This is a genomic window from Streptomyces sp. NPDC050619 (genome assembly GCF_040654815.1).
Taxonomy (GTDB): Bacteria; Actinomycetota; Actinomycetes; order Streptomycetales; family Streptomycetaceae; genus Streptomyces.
This window is the reverse complement of the sequence record NZ_JBFAIR010000049.1, coordinates 41090-63111: the sequence shown is the minus strand read 5'-3', so window position 1 is coordinate 63111 and position 22022 is coordinate 41090. Positions and strand designations below refer to the sequence as shown.

Here is a 22022-nt window from a genome sequence, read left to right as displayed (position 1 = left end):
CAACGGATCAGCCCTCAATACCCCCCCGCATACAAGGGCAATGCCCTGATCGCAGCCTTCTGCACCACGCTTTAGAGAACGCCGGTGGTGGCCCGGTAGGCCCGGGGCCCGATCCCCTTCCAGCGGCGGAACGCCTGGGAGAAGCTCGAGACTTCTTCGTATCCGAGCCGCGACGCGATCTCGGTGACGCGCAGTCCATGGCTGAGGAACTCCTCCGCGAAACGCTCGCGGACCTCGTCCAGCAGGACACGGAAGGACGTGCCTTCCTGCGCGAGCCGATGCCGTAGGGTGCGTGCGCTCATGTGCAGCTGATCAGCGACCTGCGCCGCACTCGGTGGATCCGAAAGGTGCGCGACAAGCACATCGCGGACCTGACCCGACAGGCCGCCACGTGCTTTGCGGCGTTCCAGGCTTTCGCGACAATGCTCCAGTGCCTGCGCTGTCGTGAGTTCGTTTGCCTGGGGGAGCGGAACGTCCAAGAGGCCGGCATCGAACACCAACGCGTTCTGGTCGGCGTCGAACTCCGGCGCGACGCCGAACACGTCCTTGTAGAGCTTCAATGCCTGCCGCGGCGGCGGGAAGGTGAAACTCACTCGGTCGAGCGCAAGGGGCGTGGCGAAGATGTCACGCTGGATGGTCTGTATCCCCGCTGCTTCACGTTCGACCGCGAAGCGCCGCAACTCGGGCGCCAGGTCGTCGCAGCTCAGGATCAGATGCACCTCCCTGCCGACCTGTCGCGCCTCGATCCCGCACAACGCGAAGGTCAGGTCCATGAACCGCAGGCCGACATCGAGGGCCGAACGAAGCGTCGGGCTGCTGATGAGCGCGAAACCCCACATGCCGTACGACGTCAGCCGAAAGCGCGTGCCGACCTCGATCCCGAGCCCAGGCGGATTCCCGAGCGCACGAGCGAGGTTCGCCGAAACGGCAAGCTCCAGGTCCGCGGTCACCTCGAGCGCCGGGTCGGCGAGCTGATCGGGCCGCAGACCAGTCCCGGCCAGACAGGTCGCGAGTCCGACCCCGCGCTCCTCGCCGAATCGTGCAGTGAGCAGGGTCCCCACGGGAGCCCGCGGTACGCGCCGATCCATCACGAACCCGACGCTCTCATACATTGCCGATCCGAGTAAGTATTCGGCCGCTGGGAGCCTGTGCCGGACCTGGGCGGTTTCCTAACGTCAGGACCAGCGAGGCGATCGGAACGGAAGCCACGACCGTGCCTACCGCCGACGATCTGGAGGTTGGTTTCAATGACGAAATCCATCATGGGTGTCGACGACGGCACGCAGGGAACGCACTGGCTCAGCGACGGAACGTCCGTGCGGATGCCTCTGCTGACCGAGCGGGCCAGCGCGGTCGTCGGACACTTCCTCATCGACGCGGCCAAGGCCGAGGAGCTGATGCCGGAAACCGACGTTCGCCCCGTGCTTGTCACCCCGGAACACGCACTGATCACCGTCCAGGTGATGGAGTACCTCGAGAAGAACATGGACCCGTATCGCGAGTTCGTCTGCGGTATCCCGGTCCACCGGTCACCCGGTGAGAACGTGCCGGTGGCCTCGGTCACCGAGGCGGACCAGCTCCCCGGCAACGGCTCGTACATTGTCCACATCGCCGTGGACAGTGCTCAGGCGCTCCGGGTCGGACGCGACGTTCTCGGCTTTCCCAAGATCATGGCCGATGTGCAGTTCTCGGACAGCGCCACCGAGCGGATCGCCGAGGTCAGCCAGGACGGCACCCCGATCTTCACTCTGGCGGTCGAGCGCCCGGACGGGCCGCACGAGACCCTCCGCCGCGACTTCCACTGCTACTCCGTCAGCCCCGTGGACAACGCGATGTACCACGTCCCGTACCAGCTCGAGGTGACCGCCACGACCCTGCCGGGCCCCGGCCACGCTCGGCTCGTGCTCGGCTCGCACCCGGTCGCGGACGAGCTACGGGAGCTCGGTATCTCGGCACAGTCCGTCGGCGCGATCTTCGTGCCCCAGTACGCCTTGGTGTCGAACCTTCCCGACAAGGTGGTCCCACTGCCCGAGTGGACGGAATGGCGCAGCGCGTACCGCACCGATCTCGACCCCGTCGGAACGGGGTCCGCGGGTTCATGAACGGCGCCCAGGCACTGATGCGAACGCTGGTCGATGCCGGCGTGACCACGTGCTTCACCAACCCCGGCACATCGGAGATGCACTTCGTTGCCGCCTTGGACTCCGAGCCGAACATGCGTGCCGTTCTCGCTCTGTTCGAAGGTGTGGCAACGGGCGCCGCGGACGGATATGCGCGCATGGCTGATCGCCCCGCGGCGACGTTGCTGCACCTCGGGTGCGGAATCGGGAACGGGCTCGCCAACCTGCACAACGCCCGTAAAGCCAAGGTGCCGGTGATCAACATCGTCGGCGATCACGCTACGCACCACGTTCAGCACGACACCCAGTTGCAGTCCGACATCGAGACCGTCGCTCGTAACGTCTCCCCTTGGGTTCGGACCTCGCAGTCCGCGCAGGAACTGGGCCGCGACGCCGCCGAGGCGATCAAGGCCGCTCACGGATCACCCGGGCAGGTCGCCACATTGATCCTGCCCGCTGACGTCTCGTGGAACGAGGGCGCCGAGCCAGGCGCACCGCTGTCGGTGACGCCACCGTCAGCGGTGCCGGCGACGTCGGTCGAGCGGGGCGCCGCGGCCCTGGCGAGCGGCCGGAAGACCGCATTGCTTCTGGGCGGCCGCGCACTTCGAGCAGACCCCCTGCGCCTGGCGACCCGGATAGCGGAAGCAACCGGAGCGACACTCCTCGGCGAGGTCTTCCCGACCCGGTGGGAGCGTGGGGCCGGCGTTCCACAGGTACAACGCCTCGCCTACCTCGCCGAGTTCGCAGCGACGCAACTCGAGGGATTTGACCACCTGTTGCTCGTCGATGCCAAGGCACCGGTGTCATTCTTCGCCTACCCGGGCAAGGAGAGCTATCTCGTTCCCGACGGGTGCGCGGTCCATGAGCTGGTCGCACCCACCGACGACATTCAAGGGACCCTGGAGGCGCTCGCGGATGCCGTGGATGCGCGGGAGGTCGAAGCACCGGCCGCGCGGCCATTCCGGCCGGACAAGCCGACGGGACCGCTCACCGCGGACAAGGTCTGTCAGGCAATCGGCGCTGTGCTCCCCGAACGCGCGATCATCTCCGACGAGTCGAACACCTCGGGGCTGTCCCTGAGTGCGCACACCGCAGGGGCGCCACGCCACGATGTACTCACGCTGACAGGTGGTGCGATCGGCCAGGGGCTCCCGGTCGCCGTGGGCGCGGCTGTCGCCTGCCCGGATCGTCCGGTCTTCGCGCTCGAAGGCGACGGATCTGCGATGTACACGATCCAGTCCCTGTGGACCATGGCGAGGGAGCAGCTCGACATCACCGTCGTGATCTTCAACAACCGCTCCTACGCGATCCTCAACCTCGAACTCCAAAGGGTCGGCGCTGGGGCAGCGGGCCCCAAGGCGAAAGCGCAGCTGGATCTGGGAGACACCCGCCTCGACTTCGTCTCGATCGGCGAAGGGTTCGGTGTGCCCTCGGTCCGTGTCGATACTGCCGAGGAACTCAACGAGGCACTCGAGCGGGCGATTGCCGAGCCCGGGCCACACCTCGTGGAGGTCGTCGTGCCCTCGTTGGCACTCTGAGCGTGGAGGCGCTGGGATGAAGGTTCACCACCTCAACTGCGGCTGCATGCGGCCGTATGGGGCGCCGGACGGGCTGGTCTGTCATCGGTTCCAAGGGCGCGTTGCTTCAGTGACTCGTCGACGTCGTCACCGCCGAGTTCCGTACGGCGCTAGCGGCAGCTACCCGCTCCGACGCACCCGTCGACGAGCTGATCGGTCTGGTCCGGGCCTTCATCGACCTGGTGGCCGAACGCCCGCCCCTGCACCGGGCATTCCTCGAGCTCTGGTCCGACGCGATGGTCACCTCATCCGACCTGCGCCCGGCCATGACCGCCTCCGACCGCATGTTCCGGCAGGCGATCGGGACCGTCTCGCCCTCGCCGGGGAGGAGGTACCCGCACCGTCGATCCGCGCGGGCTGGCGAAGCGTGATCGTCGGCATGCCGGCGGCGTCGCCCTGCAGCACGCGCTCGACCCCGAAGGCGTCGACCTCCACGCGAGCCGCCGGGAGATCGAGCACCTGATCACCGACCGACTCCACCCAGAACCCCACCCCGCACTCCACCACCTACAGAGACGAGCCGCACCATGAGCCGGATCCTCGGGCACATCGCCCGGATCGGATACGGCGTCAACCGTTCCTGAAGACTGAGCAGAAGTGAGTCTGATCAGCCGCACGCCCCGAACGGTCTTGAGCGCTCCCCCACTGCCGGGAGGCCGGTTCCCTCGAGCTGAACCGAGCTCGCGCGCGCTCCCCAGCGAGCAGCTACCAACCCCATCAACAAGATCTGCTGACCGGAGGAGGAGCAGGAGAAAATGAAGCTCGCCTGGCACGACACCGACGTCGTCGACATGCCGACGACCGGTACCCCCATCACCACCCTCGACGGACTCGTCGAGGTTCCCGGCGGCTACGGCGCCAAGCTGGCCTGGGCCCGGACCCGGGCGAAGGACTTCCGCGCCGAGTTCGCCGCCACCGGCACCCCGGACAGCGTCACGACCTGCGACCTCATTACCCTTCCCTACCCGACCAAGTTCGGCCTGTTCAGGGCCAGTTCGGCCATCGCGCCGTTCGTGGCGATCACCAACCGCATGCTGGTCGTACGGTGGACGGAGAGCGACGGGCGGCAGCGGGTGCTGCTGTTCGAGCCCAGCGACCACGAACTCGGCCAGAACACCCCGTACTTCGCGGCGCTCGCCCGACGCACTCCGGGGATGTTGCGGTCCCTGCTCGTCACCGAGCACGGCACGGTCCTCGGCCATCTGGCCCGGCTCGGCATCCGGCCCAAGGACGTCGACTATCTCCTCTTCGACCACCTGCACACCCAGGACCTGCGCCGCTGGGTGGGCACCACGAGACCGCAGCGCGACGTCGACGGCGGCAACGCGGTCGAGCCCGCCTTCCCTCATGCCAAGGTCATCGTGCAACGGCACGAGCTGCTGTCCATGTCCCAGCTGCACCCCCTCCAACAGCCCTGGTACCAGCCGGAGACGTACCAGGACGTACGTCCGGACGCCTTCCTTCCCGTCGACGGCTCCCTGATCCTCGGCCCCGGGGTCGCCCTCGTGGAAACCCCCGGGCACGTCTTCGGCAACCAGACCCTCGTCCTCAACACCGACACCGGCATCTGGGCCTCCAGCGAGAACGCCATCGCTGCGGAGTGCCTCACCCCCGAGCACTCGCGCATGCCCGGTATCGCCCGCTGGGCCCGCACCTGGCGGCAGGAGGTCGTCCTCAACGCCAACACCATCGAGACGACCGCCGACCAGTACAACTCACTCATCCTCGAGAAAACGCTGGTCGACCGCTCCCAGGCCGACCCCCGCTTCCTCCAGTTCTTCCCGTCCAGCGAGCTGACGGCCTCCTGGGCCAACCCCGGCACCGCACCCACCTTCACCCACAAGGCGATCGCGCACTCATGATCACTGACGACATCCGCAAGGCCCGCCAGCAGCTCGTCCTGGACCACTTCCACGACGAGGTCCGCCAGGACTGGGACGACGTCCTGGCCACTTTCCCCCACCCGCGTTACGAGCTGATCCCGACCATGACGGTCCACGACGGCGACCGGGCCGTCCGTGGTTACTACCACGGCAGCCGTGTCGCCTTCCCCGACCAGGACCACGAAATCATCGCGCTGCGCCACACCGACGACGCCGTCATCGTCGAGTTCTGGCTGCTGGGCACCCACCGGGGCCCCCTCGGCGCGATTCCGCCGACCGGCAACCGCTTCCGGGTCCGCATGACGGCGTACTTCATCTTCGACGCCAACGACGACCTGGTCTGCGAGCGCATCTACTTCGACAGCCTCACGCTGCTGAAGCAGCTCATCGGAGGCCTGAACATGAGGCGCCCGCGGAACTGGCTCCGGGCCGCACGCTTCGTGCGGGGCCTGCTCAAGGAAGCCGGCGGCGAACCCGACCCCGCCCTCGTCCACACCCCGAAAGCCGTACTGCCGTGAGAGTCCACCACCTCAACTGCGGCAGCATGAAGCTGGCCGACATGGTGAGCCACTGCCTCCTCGTGGAGACCGAGGGCGGCCTGGTTCTCGTCGACACCGGCTTCGGCCTGGACGACGTCTTCGACCACAAGCGCACCGGACCGGCCCGCCGGATGCTCCGGCCGGTGTTCGACCCCGAGGAGACCGCCGCCCGCCGGGTCGAGCGGCTCGGCTTCCGGCGCGAGGACGTCCGGCACATCGTCATCACCCACTTCGACGTGGACCACATCGGCGGCCTGTCCGACTTCCCGCACGCCCAGGTCCACGTCACGGCAGCCGAGGCTCTCGCCTCGATGATCGCGCCGACCCGGCGGGAGAAACTCCGCTACGAGGCCGCGCAGTGGGCACACGGCCCGAAGATCGTCGAGCACACCCCGGACGGGGAACGGTGGCGGGATTTCGCAGCGGCCAAGGAGCTGGACGAGATCTCCCCGGGGATCGTCCTGCTCTCCTTGCCGGGCCACACCCGCGGGCACGCCTGCGTCGCCGTGGACGCCGGCGACCGCTGGATCGTGCACGCGGGCGACGCCTTCTACCACCACGGCACGCTCGACGGCCGCTCCCCGGTCCCCGCGTCCCTGCGCGCCATGGAGCGGATGGTCGCGTACGACATCAAGCGCGTCCGCGCCAACCACGCCCGCCTCGCCGAGCTGTACCAGCGGGGCGAGCCCGACCTCGTGCTCGTGAACTCCCACGACCGGCTACTGCTGGAGAAGACGCGCGCAGGACAAGACAACCTGTGTGAGCCGGACGGAACGCCGACCGGGCAAGGCCGGGGCGCCGGTGAGCTTCCCGTCGGCCACCTTGAACATGCGGACCTCCAGCACCTTGATCGATCGGCCGGTGGCGGGTGCCGTTGAAGGACCCGGTGGTCGTGCCGGTGAGGACGAAGGTGATCGCGAACCAGTCGTCCTCGGCGACGACACGGACCGGCGTGGCGGTGAAGTCGGGGAATCGTGAGGAGCACCGGGTCATCATCAGCTCCGGGCCGGGCCCGGGGGCGCTCGGCGGTGATGATCGGCAGTCGGAATCAGGCGGTACTTCGCACGGTCAGTAGGTGTCTCTGATCCGGTGTCAGCGGTCTGCCGCCCGAGTCGCGTGCCGACGTTTTCGGGCGGCGTGGTCAGTTGGCGAGGAAGTTGGCCACCTCGGTGGTGAAGGCCTTGACGTGCTGGAACAGAAAGGCGTGACCGGCGTCGCTGTAGAGGACCAGGGTGGCCGAGTCGAGGTGCTGGACGGCGACGTAGGAGGCCAGGGCGGGGGCTATCACGTCGTGGACGCCGCCTGCGTACAGGACGGGCTGCCTGATGGTCTCCAGGTTCGCCCGTACCTGCTCGAACGGAACCGCCATGTACTTGGCGATGGCCGCGCGTTGGCGCATCGCGGCTGTCTCGGACACCGCGGGGCCCCCGGCGGCCAGTCGGGTCGAGACCTTGGTGAGGTGCTCGACCCCGGCGGCGCGGCCCGCGTCGGTCTCGGGGAAGAACAGGAAGAGCAGGTCGTCTGCGTCGGCGTCGGGCTTGGCCATGATGCCCTGCACCTTCTCCGTCAAGGGCAGCGCCCCGGGCACCCGGCCCGGACTGCTGCCCGCCACGACCAGTTTGCGGACGAGGTCGGGCCGCCGCAGCGTCACGTGCTGGGCCACGAAGCCGCCCATGGACCAGCCGAGCAGATCGACCTGCGCCAGGCCGAGGGCCTCGATGAACTCGACGGCACCGTCGGCGAATCCTTCGACGGAGTCGCGCGGTTCGCCGCTCGTGTAACCGATCCCGACGTTGTCGAAAAGGATCACGTCGTGGCCGGCGGCCAGGAGATCCAGGAACTCCGGGTCCCACGAGTCGATGGTCCCGCGGAAGCCGCTCACCAGGACCAGGGGGACGCCGCCCTGTGGCCCCATCCGCCGGTAGGTGAACGCTGCGGAAACGCCTTCCACGGACAGGTCCTCGGCCTTGTCCGCCAGATAGGTACTCATGAGTGTGCTTCTCCCTTTTGCCGGTGTGCCTGAGACATGTGATCTGTTGGGGCGGGCGTCAGTAGGCCGCCTTGTCGGCTCGCGGATCTCCTGGTGAGGACCCGGCCTTCGAGCGGCGCGGCGCATCGTGCGGACGCGTGACGTCGGGACGGCCGATGGTCGGCGCGGTCACGGCCGGGGGTCGGTGATTGCCGCGACGACTGCCCTGACGACGGTTGAGTGGTCCTGGCCGTCCTGTGCCGCCGCTGCCCACACGTCGATGGCGCGACGGCGCGGGAGCGGGAGCGGGACGCCGGGCATCGGCATCCACAGTTCGGTGCGGATTCCCTGGGCGGTCGGCCCTCAGGGAAGCTGCGGGTAGAGCGCGGAGACGCCTCCGGCCAGTGCGGCCTGCGCCTGGCGGGAGGAATCGTCCGCGAGGATCTCGTAGGCGCCGGCGGTGATGCCGTCGGCGGCGATCCGGGCGATGTCGGCCGGGTCGGACTTGGCCGCGTCGACGGCCCGGACCATGTCGGTGTCCATGTAGCCGACGTGCAGTCCGGAGACGCGAATGCCCTGGTCGGCGAGCTGCACGCGCAGGGCGTTGGTCAGCGACCACTCCGCGGACTTGGCGGCGCAGTAGGCGCCGGACTGCGGGAAGCTGAACCAGGACAGGACGGACAGGATGTTGAGGATCGATCCGCCGCCGTTGGCCGCGATCTGGGGTGCGAAGCCGCGGACCACCGAGAGGGTGCCGAAGTAGTGGGTGTCCATCTCCAGGCGGACGTTGTCCAGGTCGGCGGTCAGCAGGTCGGCGCCGGTGGAGGACCCCGCGTTGTTGATCAGGATGGTCACGTCGCCGGTGGCCTTGGCTGCGGCCGCGACGGAGGCGGGGTCGGTGATGTCGAGCGCGATCGGCTTGGCACCGGGGAGGTCGACCTGGTCGGGGTCGCGGGCGCCGGCGTAGACGGTGGCGCCGCGGTTGAGCAGTTCGGCGGCGAGTGCGCGGCCGAGGCCGCGGTTGGCTCCGGTGACGAGGGCGGTGCTGGTGGAGAGGTCCATGGGGAGTTCCTGGTGAAGTAAGAAAGGCTCGCTGCTCGCGGCAACCACGCCGCCGGTGTGCGGTGTCGGCCGTAAGGCAGGTGGTCGGGCCCGTCGTTGGCGGGGCGGGGAGAGGTAGCGGGCGGTGGTGGAGGCGCGCCGAAGGCGGAGGATCTGTCTCGCGAACCGAGGGCAGACCCGTCAGGAGGGTTGTCGGTCGAGTCGTCGGCGGTGAGAACCCGCGCGGTTAAATTACGCTCGTAATCCTATTAGGTTGCTTCGATGATTGCAAGCGCTCTGCGCGGAGTGGAGGCATGGGCGTCGGAGCGGGAGGTGTGCGGAAGTGCCCGTAGGGCGTGCCGATCCCTTCACGCCAGGAGGCGGCCTCGGCCGGGAACGGCGGATTGGCAGTGCGGAGACGTGAGCCGCTACGAGGTGCCAGTGAAGGACTGGTGGTCGGCCGGCAGAAGGATCAGGTCCAGGAAGCGGTTGAGCGGCGCGATGATGTCGAGGTCCTGGTTCAGCAGCCACTGCATCTGCAGTCCGTGGAGTACGGCGAGGAACAGGGCGGCCGCACTGTCCGGATCCAGGCCTTCCGGCAATCCCCCCTGCGCCTCGCGTTCCCGCATGGCTTGGACCGTGTAGGAGCGCACTCGTTCGTTACGGTCCACGAAGTACGTGTGGGCGGGATGGTCGGGGCGCGAGGCGGCGGCAGCGAGTTCCGCCCACAGCCGCATGAGTTCGGGCGCCTGCTGATGCTGAAGGAGCATGTCGGCCACGTACCGGTGGGGCGAGGCGGGGTCGTCGGCCTCTGTGAATCCCCGTTCCCATTCCTCGTCGTCGCGTTGAGCGAGGACCGCGGTCAGCAGTTCTTCCTTGTTCTCGAAGTGGTGCAACAGGCTGGCATGCGTGATGCCGGCCCGTTTCGCGATACCCCGCAGCGAGGCTCCGACATACCCGCGTTCGGCGAAACTGTCCCGCGCCGCGCGGATGATGTCCGCTCGCCGGGCCGGCGTCGTCGCGTAAGGCCCTCGCCGCTTTGTCCGATCCACGTCACGTCCCCTTGCTGTTTACCGCGCGCACCGGTGGTGGTGGCCGGGTTCCAACTGGAGGTGCCTGGGCACCATACCGCCGCAGCGCCAAAATCTACCAGCCGGTCTAGATTCACCCGCCGCCACAGGAGCGACCCGCAGGTCACTCCTCAAGCGAAATGTAACGCTCTGGTCAAGAACGCCGCACGCCCCCTTCCCTGGCACTCTCCCTGGCGCCTACGTTCCACGAGCGAAATTCAACCACTTGGTAGACGTTGTCGAACGGCGCACTGAAAGGCGCTGCGCGGGCTCTGGCGGTGATGAACCACGTCTGATCCTGACGCGGAGAGACCGACTGTGAGCCGTCCGGCATGAGCCACGGGCGGTGCCAGCCGCGTTCGACGCACCGGCCCGAGCTTCACGGGACAACTTCACGGGACAAAGGGAATCCATATGACTCGCACTCGATCCAACGGCCCGCGCCCGCGCTCCCGAGCACTGTCTGCGGCGATCACGGCGACGACCTTGTTGACGTTGGCGGCGTGCGGCGGAGGGTCGGAGGGCTCGTCGTCGCCCAGCGCCACGTCGCTGTCCCTCGCCGTGCAGGCTGCTCCTGCATCCTTCGATCCGGCGCAGCTCAACGACGGGCAGGCGTCCTACATCTGGAGCGCTCTGTACGACACGCTGCTCTATGTCGACAACAAGGGCAAGCTGCAGCCCAACGCTGCGCAGAGCTGGAAGTACTCGGCCGACGGTCTGAGCCTCACGCTGAAGCTGCGCAAAGGGATGAAGTTCAGCTCCGGCGCGCCGGTGGACGCGGCCGCGGTGAAGGCGACGCTGGAACGCACGATGGCCACACCGGGGCCGCAGCAGCCCCATCTGGTCTCCGTCAAGTCGGTCGAGGCTCCCGACACGGGCACCGTCGTGATCAACTTGAAACAGCGCGACGGTGCGCTGCTGACCAATCTCTCGATGGCGGCCGGAGTGATCGCGGACCCGGCGACGATGGCCAAGAAGAGCAGCCAGCTGAACCCGGTCGGTTCGGGGCCCTACGTCCTCGACAAGGCGACCGTGAACGGTTCGTCGTATGTACTCAAGCGGCGTGACGACTACTGGAACGCGAAGGCATACCCCTTCCAGACCCTGACCCTCAAAGTGATCGTGGACCCCACCGCGGCCTTCAACGCGTTGCAGGCCGGTCAGATCGACGCCGGCTCCGCCTCTCCGCAGTACACCGCCAAACTCAAGGCAGCGGGTTTCACGACGACGCTGGTCAAGGCCACCGCCGTGGCGAACCTGGTCCTCGCCGACCGGAAGGGCAGCGTGCTCAAGCCACTCGGGGACGCCCGGGTGCGACAGGCGATCAACATGGCGTTCGACCGTAAGAAGTTCGTCGAGCAGCTGCTCGGGGGCATCGGTCAGCCGACGGTCCAGACGCTCAATCCCAAGAGCGCGGCCTACGACGCCGCGCTGGAGCAGACCTATCCCTACGACCCCGCGGCCGCGAAGAAGCTGATGGCCGAGGCCGGCTATCCGAACGGGTTCTCCGTCACCATGCCGAGCTTCGTCTTCACCAAGCAGCTCGAGCCCACCATCGCCCAGCAGCTCGGGGACATCGGGATCAAGGTGACGTGGGCGCCGGTGCCCGCGCAGAACAACCTGGGTGCGATCGCGTCGAAGAAGTACCCGATGTTCCTGTTCTTCGACGGGTTGAACACCCCTGCGCGCCAGACGGCCAACAACTTCGGTCCGACCGCCGTGTACAACCCCTTCAAGTCCGCGGACCCACAACTCACGAAGCTGATGAAGCAGGCGGAGAGCGAGCTCGACCCCGCGAAGGCGGACGAGGCCTACAAGCCGGTCAACGAGTTCGTGGTCAAGAACGCGTGGGACGCGCCCGTCGCCTACCTGGGGAGCAACTGGGCGGTCAAGAAGGGCATCGCGTACCTCGGGGACGGCTCCAACACCAACAGCACCGTCCGCGCCTTCGGAGTGTCCGGCTAGCCCACGTGGATTTCGGGCTCGTAGTGGCCGCACCACCGCGAGCCCGGCACCCCTCCCATCGGTCCTGGCCCGAAGGAGCCCCCTCCGTGATCCTCTACGTGTTGCGCCGACTGGCCACGAGCCTGGTGCTCATGGTCCTGGTATCCATGATCACGTTCTTCCTGCTGAGCACGTCCTTCGACGACATCGTCAGAAACCTGCTGGGCGGTACCACGACGTCCGCGTCCATCCAGGCCAAGAAGGCCGAGTTGGGCATGGACCGTCCGGTGATCGTCCAGTATGTCGACTGGCTGTTCCACGCCCTGCGGGGTGAGTTCGGGACCTCCTACACCACGAGCGAGCCCGTCGGGTCGGCCGTCTGGAACCACTTCACCGTCACGCTGTCCATAGTTGTCGTCGCTCTGGCCCTCTCCGTCGCCGTCAGTGTCGTGCTCGGAGTTCTCGCGGCATCACGCGGCGGCGTGGTCGACCGCGTCGCGCAGGGTGCCTCGCTCTTCGGCTACCTCGTGCCGAACCTGCTGATCGTCATCGGCCTCGTCGTCGTCTTCGCCGTCAAGCTGGACTGGCTGCCGGCCACCGGCTACACGCCTCTCGGAGAGAATCCGGGCCGCTGGCTGGCCACGATCATCATCCCGGTGATCGGCCTGACGGTGGCGGGCACCGCGAACCTGGCCGCCCAGATCCGCGGCACCATGATCGGCGAACTGCGCAAGGACTACGTCCGCACCCTGCGCACCCGCGGCATCTCCACCCGGTCGATCGTGCTGCGCCACGCCCTGCGCAACGCCGCCGGTCCCGCCCTGACCGTCCTGTCCTTCGAGTTCATCGCGATGCTCGGCGGCGCCCTCATCATCGAGAACGTCTTCGCCCTGCCGGGTATCGGCAGTTACTCCTTCAACGCCGCTCTCCAGGGGGATGTCCCGGTCATCATGGGCCTCTCCCTCTTCGGCGTCCTGTTCGTCGTGGGCATCAACCTGGTCGTCGACGTCCTGAACGGCTGGCTCAACCCGAAGGCGAGGCTCCAGTGAGCGCCACCGTGCCTGTGACCGCCGCGGCGCCGAGCGCCACCCAGCGCAGGTCATCTCTCCGTAAACTCCTCAAGGACCCCCAGGGCGCCGGCACGGTCGGCCTGCTCCTGGTCATCGTGCTGCTGGGCGTGCTCGCTCCGGTCCTCACCGACCACGGCCCGAACCAGGCCTCACTGGACGCGATCAACGCCGGTCCGGGCACCTCGGGCTATCTGCTCGGGGGCGACCGGAGCGGTCGGGACATCTTCACGCGGCTGCTCCACTCGATCAACACGAGCATGGTCGCCGGCCTGATCGGTACGAGTGTCGCCCTGGTCGTCGGCGTCACGGCCGGGCTGGTCGGCGGGTACTTCGGCCGGCGGGTGCGGGGCGTCACCGACTGGGTGTTCAACCTCGTCATGACGTTTCCGGGCCTGCTGCTGCTGATCGTGCTGCTTCCCGTGACAAACGGGGACTACCGGGCCACGATGCTGATCTTCGGTGTGCTGTCGGCTCCCGGCATCTTCCGTCTCGTACGCAACATGGTCGTCGGAGTGAAGAACGAGCTGTTCGTGGACGCCGCGCGGGTGTCGGGCCTGACGGATCTGCGCATTCTCGGCCGGCACGTGCTGTTCGTGATCCGTGGACCGATCATCATCGCGACCGCGTTCCTGATGGGGTCCTCCATCAGCCTGCAGTCGGGCCTGGCGTTCCTCGGCCTCGGGTCGAGCAGCGTCCCCAGCTTCGGCGCAATGATCTCCGACGGTTTCGTCAACCTCTATGACGAGCCGCTGCAGTTCGTCTGGCCGAGCCTCCTGCTCGGTGTGATGAACGCGTCGTTCGTCCTGCTGGGCAACTCACTGCGTGACGCGCTGGAACTCGTGCCGCCGAAGCCGTCCAAGGTGACCGTGCCCGCCCGGATCCGGACCGTCAGGAGTTCCGACGCGCGGTCCGACGCACCGGCTGAGCACCTGTTGACCGTGGAAGACCTCGCCATTGCCTACCCGTCACCGTCGGGCGAACTGAGGGAAGTCGTCAGCGGCGTCACCTTGAGCCTGGACGCCGGGGAAACCCTGGGTCTGGTCGGGGAGTCGGGCTCCGGGAAGACCCAGACCGCGTTCGCGATCCTCGGCGTGCTGCCGTCCGAGGCGGTTGTCACACGCGGCTCGATCCGACTCGACGGACGCGAACTCCTCGATCTGAGCGAGGGCGAACTGCAGCGGCTGCGCGGGACATCGGTGGCGTACGTGCCGCAGGAACCCATGTCGAACCTGGACCCGTCGTGCACCGTGGGATCGCAGCTGGTCGAGGGACTGCGCGCCGCTCAGCGGATGTCACGGCAGGCCGCGCGCGCCCAGGTGCTGGCCCTGTTGGACCGGGTGGGCATCCCGGACCCGAAGCGCACCTTCGACTCCTACCCGCACCAGATCTCCGGCGGCATGGCGCAACGCGTACTCATCGCCGGAGCTGTCGCGAGCAGCCCGAAGCTGCTCATCGCGGACGAGCCGACGACCGCGCTCGACGTGACCGTTCAGGCGGAGATCCTGGACCTGTTGCGGGACCTGCAGAAGCAACTGAACATGGCCGTGCTCCTTGTCACACACAACTTCGGGGTGGTAGCGGACAGTTGCAACCGCGTCGCGGTCATGCAGGGGGGCGAGGTCGTCGAAGTGGGGCACGCACAGGAGATCTTCGGGTCGGCACAGCATCCGTACACGCGCATGCTCCTCAGTTCCATCCTCGATGAGAGCAGCCTGCGCACCGATCCCCCGGACGCCGTGGCCGAAGCTCTCGGGAAGAAGGCATCATGACGACGCCCCTGCTCGAGGTGAGCGATCTGCGCGTCGCCTATCCGGGACGTGGTTTCCGCGCGCGCCCCGTGGAGATCCTCCACGGCGTGTCCCTGACAGCGCACCGGGGCGAGACCCTGGGCCTCGTCGGCGAATCCGGGTCCGGCAAGACGACCATCGGCCGCGCCGTGCTCGGCCTCGTGAAAGCGAGCGGCGGACGCATCCTGTTCGGCGGTGTGGACATCACCCACGCCACGGCCAGGACGCGCCGCGTCCTGGCACGCGACATCCAGGTCGTGTTCCAGGACCCCTACACCTCGCTCAACCCGTCACTCACCATCGGTGACATCCTCAGCGAGCCGCTCGTGGTGCAGGGTGCGACGGCTCAGGAGGCGCGCAGGCGCGTACGCGACCTCCTGGATCAGGTGGGGTTGCCCAAGGACGCCTCCGAGCGGCTGCCACGCGAGTTCAGCGGCGGACAGCGCCAGCGCGTCGCGATCGCCCGCGCGCTCGCCCCCGAGCCGAAGCTGATCGTCTGCGACGAGCCTGTTTCCGCGCTCGACCTGTCGACCCAGGCACGGGTGCTCGACCTGTTCATCGACATCCAGCGGCGCACCGGCGTGGCGTACGTCTTCGTCTCGCACGACCTCGCGGTCGTACGGCACGTGAGCCACCGTGTGAGCGTGGTCTACAAGGGCGACATCGTGGAGACCGGTTCCGCCGAACTCGTCACCGCCGCCCCCGAACACACTTACACCCGGCGACTCCTGCTCGCCGCCCCGGTCGCGGACCCGGTCGAGCAGGGGCGGCGTCGCGCAGAGCGGCACCGCCTCGCCGAGGCCGAACGCGAGCGGGAAGTGGCGACCGGTGCGACCTGACCACGGCGGGGTCCACGGCGTGGGGGCCGGCCGTGCACCCGAACGCCTTCCGGTGGCCGGACCGGCCGGAGAAACGACGGTTCGGTCAAGGACTCGGGGTGAGGGGCGCCCGCGGAGACAGGCCGGCAGCGTGGTAGACGGCGTCGATCACCCGCATCGTCGCCGTCGCCTCGCGCGCGTTCGTCAGGACCGGGGCGTTGTCGGACACGGCATCGCGGAACGCTGCCAGCTGGAACGAGTAGCTCGTACGCGGATCGCCCGGTTCGGTGACGACCCCCGCATCAGTCGTGAGCGTCAACTCCCCGTACATGTAAGGGTGGTAGGGCATGCGCACGTGAAGGTCTCCCGCCAGTCCGATGACGCGGAGTTCGGCCACGGGCCCTGCCGTCGGCTCCATGCTCACGACCACCTCGCCGGATACCGCCCCGGCGAAGGCAAGCCGGGCCGCCATCGAAATGTCCACGCCGTCGATGTCACGGGCCTGCGCCTCGATCACCTCCGGCTCACCGAACAGGTGGCGCAGCAGTCGCACCGGGTAGCAACCCAGGTCCATCAGGGCGCCGCCGCCGAGGTGCCGCTGCCACCGTATGTCCGTGGGGTCGGGGTGCGGGACGCTGAACTCCGCCCGGGCCGTGTGGAGTCGGCCGAGCACGCCGGAGTCGAGGATGTCTCTCATCCGCGTCCACATCGGATGGTGCCGCGAGTGGAAGGCCTCCATCACGACGAGGCCGCTGGACTCGGCGAGCTCCGCGATCGCGGCTGCTTCCTCGGCGTTCGCCGTGAACGGCTTCTCGCACAGAACGTGTTTTCCGGCCTTGATCGCCCGGCGCATCCAGTGTCCATGCAGGGCTGCGGGCGTGGGGACGTAGAGGGCGTCGACGTCAGGGGCGTCGACGATCTCGTCGTAGCAACGGAACACCCGCGGGATGCCGTGTTCCCCCGCGAACGCGATGGCTCGCTCCTCGTCACGGGCCGCCACCGCGGTGACCTCGATGCCCTCGACGGCGGCGGCGGGCTCCAGGAGTGCCGGCCTCACGACGCGCGCGGCGCCGAGTACACCGACGGTGACGCTCATCGGGCCAACGCCGGCACGAGGGACGTCAGGAACGCTCGGATCGCGGACTCCATCTTCACCGACTCCCGGTCGAAGAGCCACTGGGCCTGGAGGCCGTTGATGAGGGCGATGGTCATGGTGGCGAGGGTCTCCGGGTCCACCGGCGAACTCAGTTCGCCGCGCTTGGCCAGCGCGGTGTACGCGGTGGTGTAGAAGCGGCGGACGCTGCGGTAGCGCTCCGCGAAGTACGTGTGCGCGGGGTGGCCGGGAGAGGTCGCCTCGCCGGAGAGGACGCAATGAAGTTCCATGATTCCCGGCCGCAGTTCGTTGTCGACGACGACGGCCAGCATGCCCCGCAAGGCGTCGACGGGATGGTCGGCCGGGTCGATGGCGTCGGCCGACTCGAGGAACCGGGCGCTGCGTTCGTCGCGCAGCTCCAGCACGGCGATGAGCAGCTCCTCCTTCCGCGCGAAGTGGTGGAGAAGCCCGGTGTGACTGATGCCGGCGCGCTTCGCGACGTCCTTCATGGTGGCGCCGTAGAAGCCGGTCTCACCGAAGGCGTCCACACAGGCTTCGAGGATCCTTCGGCGTACCTCCGCCGACTTCGCGTACGGCCCGCGGCCGCTGGTTGCCGTCATGCGTGTTCTCCCGCCGATGGATCCCTGACTGGTCCGGCGGCCCCATTGTCGGCCACCGCGAAAATAGTAACGCGATTCGACATTCGTGGTAGCGTGGAACCATCGCCGCCGCCCGCCTTCGTCCGGGCCGCGGTCTCTTGTGCCGTTCTCGAGCAAGGATCTCGACGGTGACCGAACTCATTTCCGGCTTCCTCTGGGGAGCATCGACCGCCCCTCACCAGATCGAAGGCAACAACGTCACCAGCGACTGGTGGGCACACGAACCGAAGATGCCCGGCATGGCGCGCAGCGGCGACGCGATCGACAGCTATCACCGCTACGCCGAGGACATGCGGCTGCTGGCGGACGCCGGCCTGAACTCCTACCGTTTCGGGATCGAGTGGGCGCGCATCGAGCCGGACGAGGGACACATCTCCCGCGCCGAACTCGCGCACTACCGGCGGATGATCGACACCGCCCTCGACCTCGGCCTCACTCCGGTCGTCACCCTGCACCACTTCACCAACCCGCGCTGGTTCACCGAGGACGGCGGCTGGTTGGGCGATCGCGCCGTCGAACGCTTCCAGGCGTACGTCGAAGCGGCCACGCGCGTCCTCGACGGCGTCGAGTGGGTCTGCACGATCAACGAACCCAACATGCTGGCCCTGATGGCGATGATGAGCCAGGCGCGGCCGTCCGAGGAGGACGCGAAGAAGTGGATGAGCCCGACGGTCGAGGGTGCGGCGCGCCCGGTGCTGCCGGACCCCGATCCCAAGATCGGGCAGCGGCTGGCCGAGGCGCACCAGGCCGCCCGCGAAATCCTCAGGCAGCGCACGGACGCCAAGTCCGGCTGGACGGTGGCCTGTCAGGCACTCACCCCGACCCCGGGCAACGAGGAGAAGCTGCGCGAGGTGCGGTACGTCCGTGAGGACCTGTACCTCGAAGCGGCCCGTGGCGACGACTTCATCGGGGTCCAGTCGTACTCCAGCCAGGCCGTCGACGAGAACGGCGTGGTCCCCCACGCGCTGGGCCCCGACACCACCCTGACGGGCAACGCGTACCGGCCCGACGCGATCGGCATCGCGGTCCGGCACGCCTGGGAGGTCACGGGCGGCGCACCGGTCCTCGTCACCGAGAACGGCATCGCCACCGCCGACGACAGCCGGCGTATCGCCTACACCGGCGACGCCCTGCGTCACCTGTTCTCGGCGATGGACGACGGCGTCGACGTACGGGGCTATCTCCACTGGAGCGCCCTCGACAACTACGAATGGGGCCACTGGGAGCCGACGTTCGGGCTCATCGCGGTCGACCGCGAGACGTTCGAGCGGCACCCGAAGCCGAGCCTGGCCTGGCTGGGCGGGATCGCCCGCAGCGGTGGCCAGGGCCTGGAGGAGGGGTCGGCATGACCGGAACGGAGAACACGATGGGTCCCTATGACGCCTCCGGCCTGCACCCCGTGGGCCGGCTGCCGATGCACTCGTTGCCCCGCACACCCGACGTCGACCTCGACGGCGCCTGGGACTTCCAGCTGCTACCGACACCGACGGCGCCGCTCGGCCCGAACTGGAAGACGATCCAGGTCCCGAGCCTGTGGACGATGCAGGAGGACCTCGGGGAAGGGGACCGACCGCACTACACGAACGTGCCCATGCCGTTCGAAGAGGTGCCCCCGCAGATCCCGGAACAGAATCCGACGGGCGTCTACCGGCGCCTGGTCGTGTTGTCGCCCGTGCCCGGGCGCCGGACCGTCCTGCATGTCGGCGCCGCCGAGGGCCTGTTGCGGGTGTTCGTCAACGACAAGCCGGTCGGAACGAGTTCGGACTCGCACCTGGCCGCCGAGTTCGACATCACCGAAGCCCTCGTCGACAAAACCAACCGCATCGAGCTCCGGGTCGCCAAGTGGTCCGCCGCCAGCTACCTGGAGGACCAGGACCACTGGTGGCAGTCGGGTCTGAGCCGCTCGGTCTTCCTCTACACCGTGCCCGAGATCAGGCTGGCCGACGTCTGCGCGGTCGCCGACTACGACCCCGAGACCGAACGCGGCAGCCTCAGCCTCACGGTGTCCACCACGGGCCTGGACCACCTTTACGAGGTCGACTGGTCGGTGCGCACAGAGGTGCTCGGCCGAACTCTGACCCTGCCGGTCTCCGCCCGCCTGGGCACACGCACTCTTCCCAAACCGTCCCTGGACAGGTCGACGCGCCCCGAGCCCCAACTGCCCGCCGACTTCATGGACCTGCTCAGCATCAACGCGGCAGGGGCGCCCATCCCCCCGGAGTTCCGCGCGATCCCCGCCACCATGACCCGGCTCCCGGCCCCGGACGCGCCCGCCGGAAACGCGTTCTTCGCCCTCGACGACCTCGACGTCACCCCCTGGTCGGCGGAGACCCCCCACCTCGAAGACCTCACCGTCCAGCTCGTCTCGCCCGAGGGAACCGTCGCCGACGAAACACGCATCCGGATCGGCTTCCGACGCGTGCGCATCGAAGGACGCGACCTCCTCGTCAACGGCAGGCGGATCCTCGTCCAGGGCATCGCACGCCACGACACCGACCCGCGCACCGGCCGCGTCATCTCCCGCGACCGCATGCTGGCGGAGCTGTCCCTGCTCAAGCGGTTCAACGTGAACGCCGTCCGCGCGGCCCACTACCCCAACGACCCGCAGGTTCTCGACCTGTGCGACGAGATGGGGCTCTACGTCATCGACGAAGCGGACGTCGAAGGACACGCGTTCGCCTCGACGATCGCCGACGACCCCCGCTATCTGCCCGAGATCATGGAACGCATCTCCCGGATGGTGCTGCGCGACCGCAACCACCCGTCGGTGATCTCCTGGTCACTGGGCAACGAGACCGGATACGGCGCGGCCCATGACGCGGTCGCCGGCTGGATACGGCGCATCGACCCGACACGGCCCCTGCACTACGAAGGCGCGGTCGCCACCGACTGGCACACCGGACACGCCGTGAGCGACATCCTCTGCCCGATGTACCCGGCTCTCGCCAGCCTTGAGGGGTACTCTGCCGACCCGCGGGCGGATCGGCCGCTGATTACCTGCGAGTACGCCTTCTCCATGGGTAACGGCACCGGCGGACTCTCCGACTACTGGGAACTGTTCGAGTCACTGCCCGGCCTCCAGGGCGGGTTCATCTGGCAGTTCACGGACCACTCTCTCGACCGGGACGGCGACGGGAAGCTGCGCTACGGCGGCGACTTCGGCGACGAGACCCACAACGGGCCCATGCTCGTCAACGGTGTGGTGTTCCCCGACCTCACCCCGAAGCCGGCGCTGTTCGAGGCGCGTGGCCTCTTCAGCCCGATCCGTGTCGTCTCGGATGCCGAGGAGGCCCGGGCGGGAACGCTCCGGATCCGCAACCGCCAGACCTTCGCGGACCTGAGCGCGTATCAGCTCGAACTGCGCGTCGAGACCGCGACCGGTCAGGCCGGGGCCGTGGCCGTCCCCACGCCGGAGGTGCCGGCGGGCGGCGAGGGCACGATCGACATCCCCGCCTCGGTGCGCGCCCTGCTCTCAGGCGGCCCCGCACTGGCGCTGAGCCTCACCGTGCGCACCCGCGAGGCCGCCGTGTGGGCACCCGCGGGCACCGAGGTGGCCGTCGAGCAGGTCACCTTCCCACGGACACCCGAACCGCTCCCTCAGGCCCCGGCAGGATCTCCGGCGGCGCGGATCGACGCCGAGGGCGCTCTTCGGCACCCGCTGCTGCGCCGCCCTCCGCAGCTCAGTCTGTGGCGGGCGCTCACCTGCCACGACAAGTCGTTCTCGCTGGACAACCGCTTCGTCCGCTCCGGCTTCTTCGAGCTCACACCCGTCGACATCGAGGTCAAGGAGACCAGCGAAGGGGCCGTGGTCACCACGCGCTACAAGGCCGCCTTCGGTGACGAGGTCGTGCACCGGAGGACGATCGTGGCGCTCGCCGTCGGCGACTGGGTCTTCTCCGAGCAGGTGTCACTTCCGGAGGGCACGCAGGACGGTCTGCGGGTCGGCATGGAGTTCGAGTTCGTCGACGGGTTCGACGACGCGGGCTGGGTCGGTCTCGGACCATGGGAGAACTACCCCGACCGGCGGGCGTCGGCCCTGCTCGGCTCCTGGGAGAGCGGCATCGACGACCTGGCCGTGCCCTACCTGCTCCCCCAGGAGAACGGCACCCGCGGCGAGGTCACCGCCCTGACGCTGACCGGCCCCGCCGGCACCGTCCGTACCGCCCACCCGGCAGGCCTCCACATGAACGTCGGCCGGTACACGGTGAGCGAACTGGAGGCCGCCGAGCACTGGTGGGAACTCCAGCCGAGCAGGAAGACAGTGGTGCATCTCGACATCGCGCACCGCGGACTCGGCACGGCGGTCCTGGGACCCGACACCCATCCGCGCCACCGGCTCCCCGGCAGCGAGTACGCGTGGGAGTGGCGCCTGACCCTCGAAGAGGCCGACTGACGGCGCCGACGCGCCCTTCCGCCGGCCGCACCGTCGCCGGGCCACGACAACACCGCGCA

The 22022-nt window shown here is 68.4% G+C and carries 17 protein-coding genes; 11 read left to right on the top strand and 6 right to left on the bottom strand.

The window, feature by feature from the left end; translation table 11 throughout:
• Nucleotides 1-71: 71 nt before the first annotated feature.
• The gene (locus AB0I77_RS47405; RefSeq protein ID WP_363289170.1) at nucleotides 72-1061 is read right to left on the bottom strand and encodes an AraC family transcriptional regulator; all 990 of its coding nucleotides are present in this window, start codon (nucleotides 1059-1061) and stop codon (nucleotides 72-74) included.
• A gap of 186 nt (nucleotides 1062-1247) precedes the next feature.
• Between AB0I77_RS47405 and AB0I77_RS47400 the strand changes: the two genes are divergently transcribed.
• The 5 genes from AB0I77_RS47400 to AB0I77_RS47380 all read left to right on the top strand — a co-directional run bounded on the left by AB0I77_RS47400 (nucleotide 1248) and on the right by AB0I77_RS47380 (nucleotide 6997).
• Nucleotides 1248-2102 (top strand): acetoacetate decarboxylase family protein, encoded by an 855-nt coding sequence (locus AB0I77_RS47400; protein WP_363289169.1) that lies wholly within the window; start codon nucleotides 1248-1250, stop codon nucleotides 2100-2102.
• Nucleotides 2099-3658, top strand: coding sequence for an acetolactate synthase large subunit (locus tag AB0I77_RS47395; RefSeq protein WP_363289168.1), 1560 nt, complete (start codon nucleotides 2099-2101; stop codon nucleotides 3656-3658). Before AB0I77_RS47400 ends, AB0I77_RS47395 begins: the two co-directional genes overlap by 4 nt.
• A gap of 794 nt (nucleotides 3659-4452) precedes the next feature.
• Nucleotides 4453-5559: a hypothetical protein gene (locus AB0I77_RS47390; RefSeq protein ID WP_363289167.1), complete on the top strand. Its 1107-nt coding sequence runs from the start codon at nucleotides 4453-4455 to the stop codon at nucleotides 5557-5559.
• A complete protein-coding gene (locus tag AB0I77_RS47385; RefSeq protein ID WP_363289166.1) occupies nucleotides 5556-6098 on the top strand; it encodes an ester cyclase in 543 nt (180 codons plus the stop codon). The genes AB0I77_RS47390 and AB0I77_RS47385 overlap by 4 nt, the downstream gene beginning before the upstream one ends.
• A complete protein-coding gene (locus AB0I77_RS47380) occupies nucleotides 6095-6997 on the top strand; it encodes an MBL fold metallo-hydrolase (protein WP_363289165.1) in 903 nt (300 codons plus the stop codon). The genes AB0I77_RS47385 and AB0I77_RS47380 overlap by 4 nt, the downstream gene beginning before the upstream one ends.
• A gap of 263 nt (nucleotides 6998-7260) precedes the next feature.
• Here AB0I77_RS47380 and AB0I77_RS47375 read toward each other — a convergent pair whose 3' ends face one another.
• The 3 genes from AB0I77_RS47375 to AB0I77_RS47365 all read right to left on the bottom strand — a co-directional run bounded on the left by AB0I77_RS47375 (nucleotide 7261) and on the right by AB0I77_RS47365 (nucleotide 10181).
• Nucleotides 7261-8109 (bottom strand): alpha/beta hydrolase, encoded by an 849-nt coding sequence (locus tag AB0I77_RS47375; RefSeq protein WP_363289164.1) that lies wholly within the window; start codon nucleotides 8107-8109, stop codon nucleotides 7261-7263.
• A 342-nt stretch (nucleotides 8110-8451) separates the two neighbouring features.
• Nucleotides 8452-9150 (bottom strand): SDR family oxidoreductase, encoded by a 699-nt coding sequence (locus tag AB0I77_RS47370; RefSeq protein ID WP_363289163.1) that lies wholly within the window; start codon nucleotides 9148-9150, stop codon nucleotides 8452-8454.
• Between the two features lie 407 nt (nucleotides 9151-9557).
• Nucleotides 9558-10181, bottom strand: a complete 624-nt coding sequence (locus AB0I77_RS47365; RefSeq protein WP_363289162.1) for a TetR/AcrR family transcriptional regulator — start codon at nucleotides 10179-10181, stop codon at nucleotides 9558-9560.
• A 432-nt stretch (nucleotides 10182-10613) separates the two neighbouring features.
• On the opposite strand from AB0I77_RS47365, the gene AB0I77_RS47360 reads away from it, so the two are divergent.
• The 4 genes from AB0I77_RS47360 (at nucleotide 10614) to AB0I77_RS47345 (ending at nucleotide 15839) form a co-directional block, all read left to right on the top strand.
• A complete protein-coding gene (locus AB0I77_RS47360) occupies nucleotides 10614-12164 on the top strand; it encodes an ABC transporter substrate-binding protein (RefSeq protein WP_363289161.1) in 1551 nt (516 codons plus the stop codon).
• 86 nt (nucleotides 12165-12250) lie between these two features.
• Entirely contained in the window at nucleotides 12251-13192 is a 942-nt protein-coding gene (locus AB0I77_RS47355; protein WP_363289160.1) for an ABC transporter permease, read from the top strand.
• Entirely contained in the window at nucleotides 13189-14982 is a 1794-nt protein-coding gene (locus tag AB0I77_RS47350) for a dipeptide/oligopeptide/nickel ABC transporter permease/ATP-binding protein (protein WP_363289159.1), read from the top strand. The genes AB0I77_RS47355 and AB0I77_RS47350 overlap by 4 nt, the downstream gene beginning before the upstream one ends.
• The gene (locus AB0I77_RS47345) at nucleotides 14979-15839 is read left to right on the top strand and encodes an ATP-binding cassette domain-containing protein (RefSeq protein ID WP_363289158.1); all 861 of its coding nucleotides are present in this window, start codon (nucleotides 14979-14981) and stop codon (nucleotides 15837-15839) included. The genes AB0I77_RS47350 and AB0I77_RS47345 overlap by 4 nt, the downstream gene beginning before the upstream one ends.
• Nucleotides 15840-15924: 85 nt before the next feature.
• Here AB0I77_RS47345 and AB0I77_RS47340 read toward each other — a convergent pair whose 3' ends face one another.
• Together AB0I77_RS47340 and AB0I77_RS47335 are read right to left on the bottom strand one after the other, a co-directional pair.
• Nucleotides 15925-16914 (bottom strand): Gfo/Idh/MocA family oxidoreductase, encoded by a 990-nt coding sequence (locus tag AB0I77_RS47340; RefSeq protein ID WP_363289157.1) that lies wholly within the window; start codon nucleotides 16912-16914, stop codon nucleotides 15925-15927.
• Nucleotides 16911-17531: a TetR/AcrR family transcriptional regulator gene (locus AB0I77_RS47335; RefSeq protein ID WP_363289156.1), complete on the bottom strand. Its 621-nt coding sequence runs from the start codon at nucleotides 17529-17531 to the stop codon at nucleotides 16911-16913. The genes AB0I77_RS47340 and AB0I77_RS47335 overlap by 4 nt, the downstream gene beginning before the upstream one ends.
• A gap of 167 nt (nucleotides 17532-17698) precedes the next feature.
• Here AB0I77_RS47335 and AB0I77_RS47330 point away from each other — a divergent pair, with 167 nt between their 5' ends.
• Nucleotides 17699-18919 carry a family 1 glycosylhydrolase gene (locus tag AB0I77_RS47330; RefSeq protein ID WP_363289155.1) on the top strand — a complete coding sequence of 407 codons (1221 nt, stop codon included), beginning with the start codon at nucleotides 17699-17701 and terminating at the stop codon, nucleotides 18917-18919.
• A complete protein-coding gene (locus AB0I77_RS47325; protein WP_363289154.1) occupies nucleotides 18916-21963 on the top strand; it encodes a glycoside hydrolase family 2 TIM barrel-domain containing protein in 3048 nt (1015 codons plus the stop codon). Before AB0I77_RS47330 ends, AB0I77_RS47325 begins: the two co-directional genes overlap by 4 nt.
• Nucleotides 21964-22022 lie beyond the last annotated feature (59 nt).

Coding starts and splice junctions, on each gene's coding strand:
- AB0I77_RS47335 (WP_363289156.1), bottom strand. CDS start 17,531: ATGACGGCAACCAGCGGCCGCGGGCCGTACGCGAAGTCGGCGGAGGTA.
- AB0I77_RS47375 (WP_363289164.1), bottom strand. CDS start 8,109: ATGAGTACCTATCTGGCGGACAAGGCCGAGGACCTGTCCGTGGAAGGC.
- AB0I77_RS47390 (WP_363289167.1), top strand. CDS start 4,453: ATGAAGCTCGCCTGGCACGACACCGACGTCGTCGACATGCCGACGACC.
- AB0I77_RS47385 (WP_363289166.1), top strand. CDS start 5,556: ATGATCACTGACGACATCCGCAAGGCCCGCCAGCAGCTCGTCCTGGAC.
- AB0I77_RS47370 (WP_363289163.1), bottom strand. CDS start 9,150: ATGGACCTCTCCACCAGCACCGCCCTCGTCACCGGAGCCAACCGCGGC.
- AB0I77_RS47340 (WP_363289157.1), bottom strand. CDS start 16,914: ATGAGCGTCACCGTCGGTGTACTCGGCGCCGCGCGCGTCGTGAGGCCG.
- AB0I77_RS47400 (WP_363289169.1), top strand. CDS start 1,248: ATGACGAAATCCATCATGGGTGTCGACGACGGCACGCAGGGAACGCAC.
- AB0I77_RS47325 (WP_363289154.1), top strand. CDS start 18,916: ATGACCGGAACGGAGAACACGATGGGTCCCTATGACGCCTCCGGCCTG.
- AB0I77_RS47395 (WP_363289168.1), top strand. CDS start 2,099: ATGAACGGCGCCCAGGCACTGATGCGAACGCTGGTCGATGCCGGCGTG.
- AB0I77_RS47360 (WP_363289161.1), top strand. CDS start 10,614: ATGACTCGCACTCGATCCAACGGCCCGCGCCCGCGCTCCCGAGCACTG.
- AB0I77_RS47345 (WP_363289158.1), top strand. CDS start 14,979: ATGACGACGCCCCTGCTCGAGGTGAGCGATCTGCGCGTCGCCTATCCG.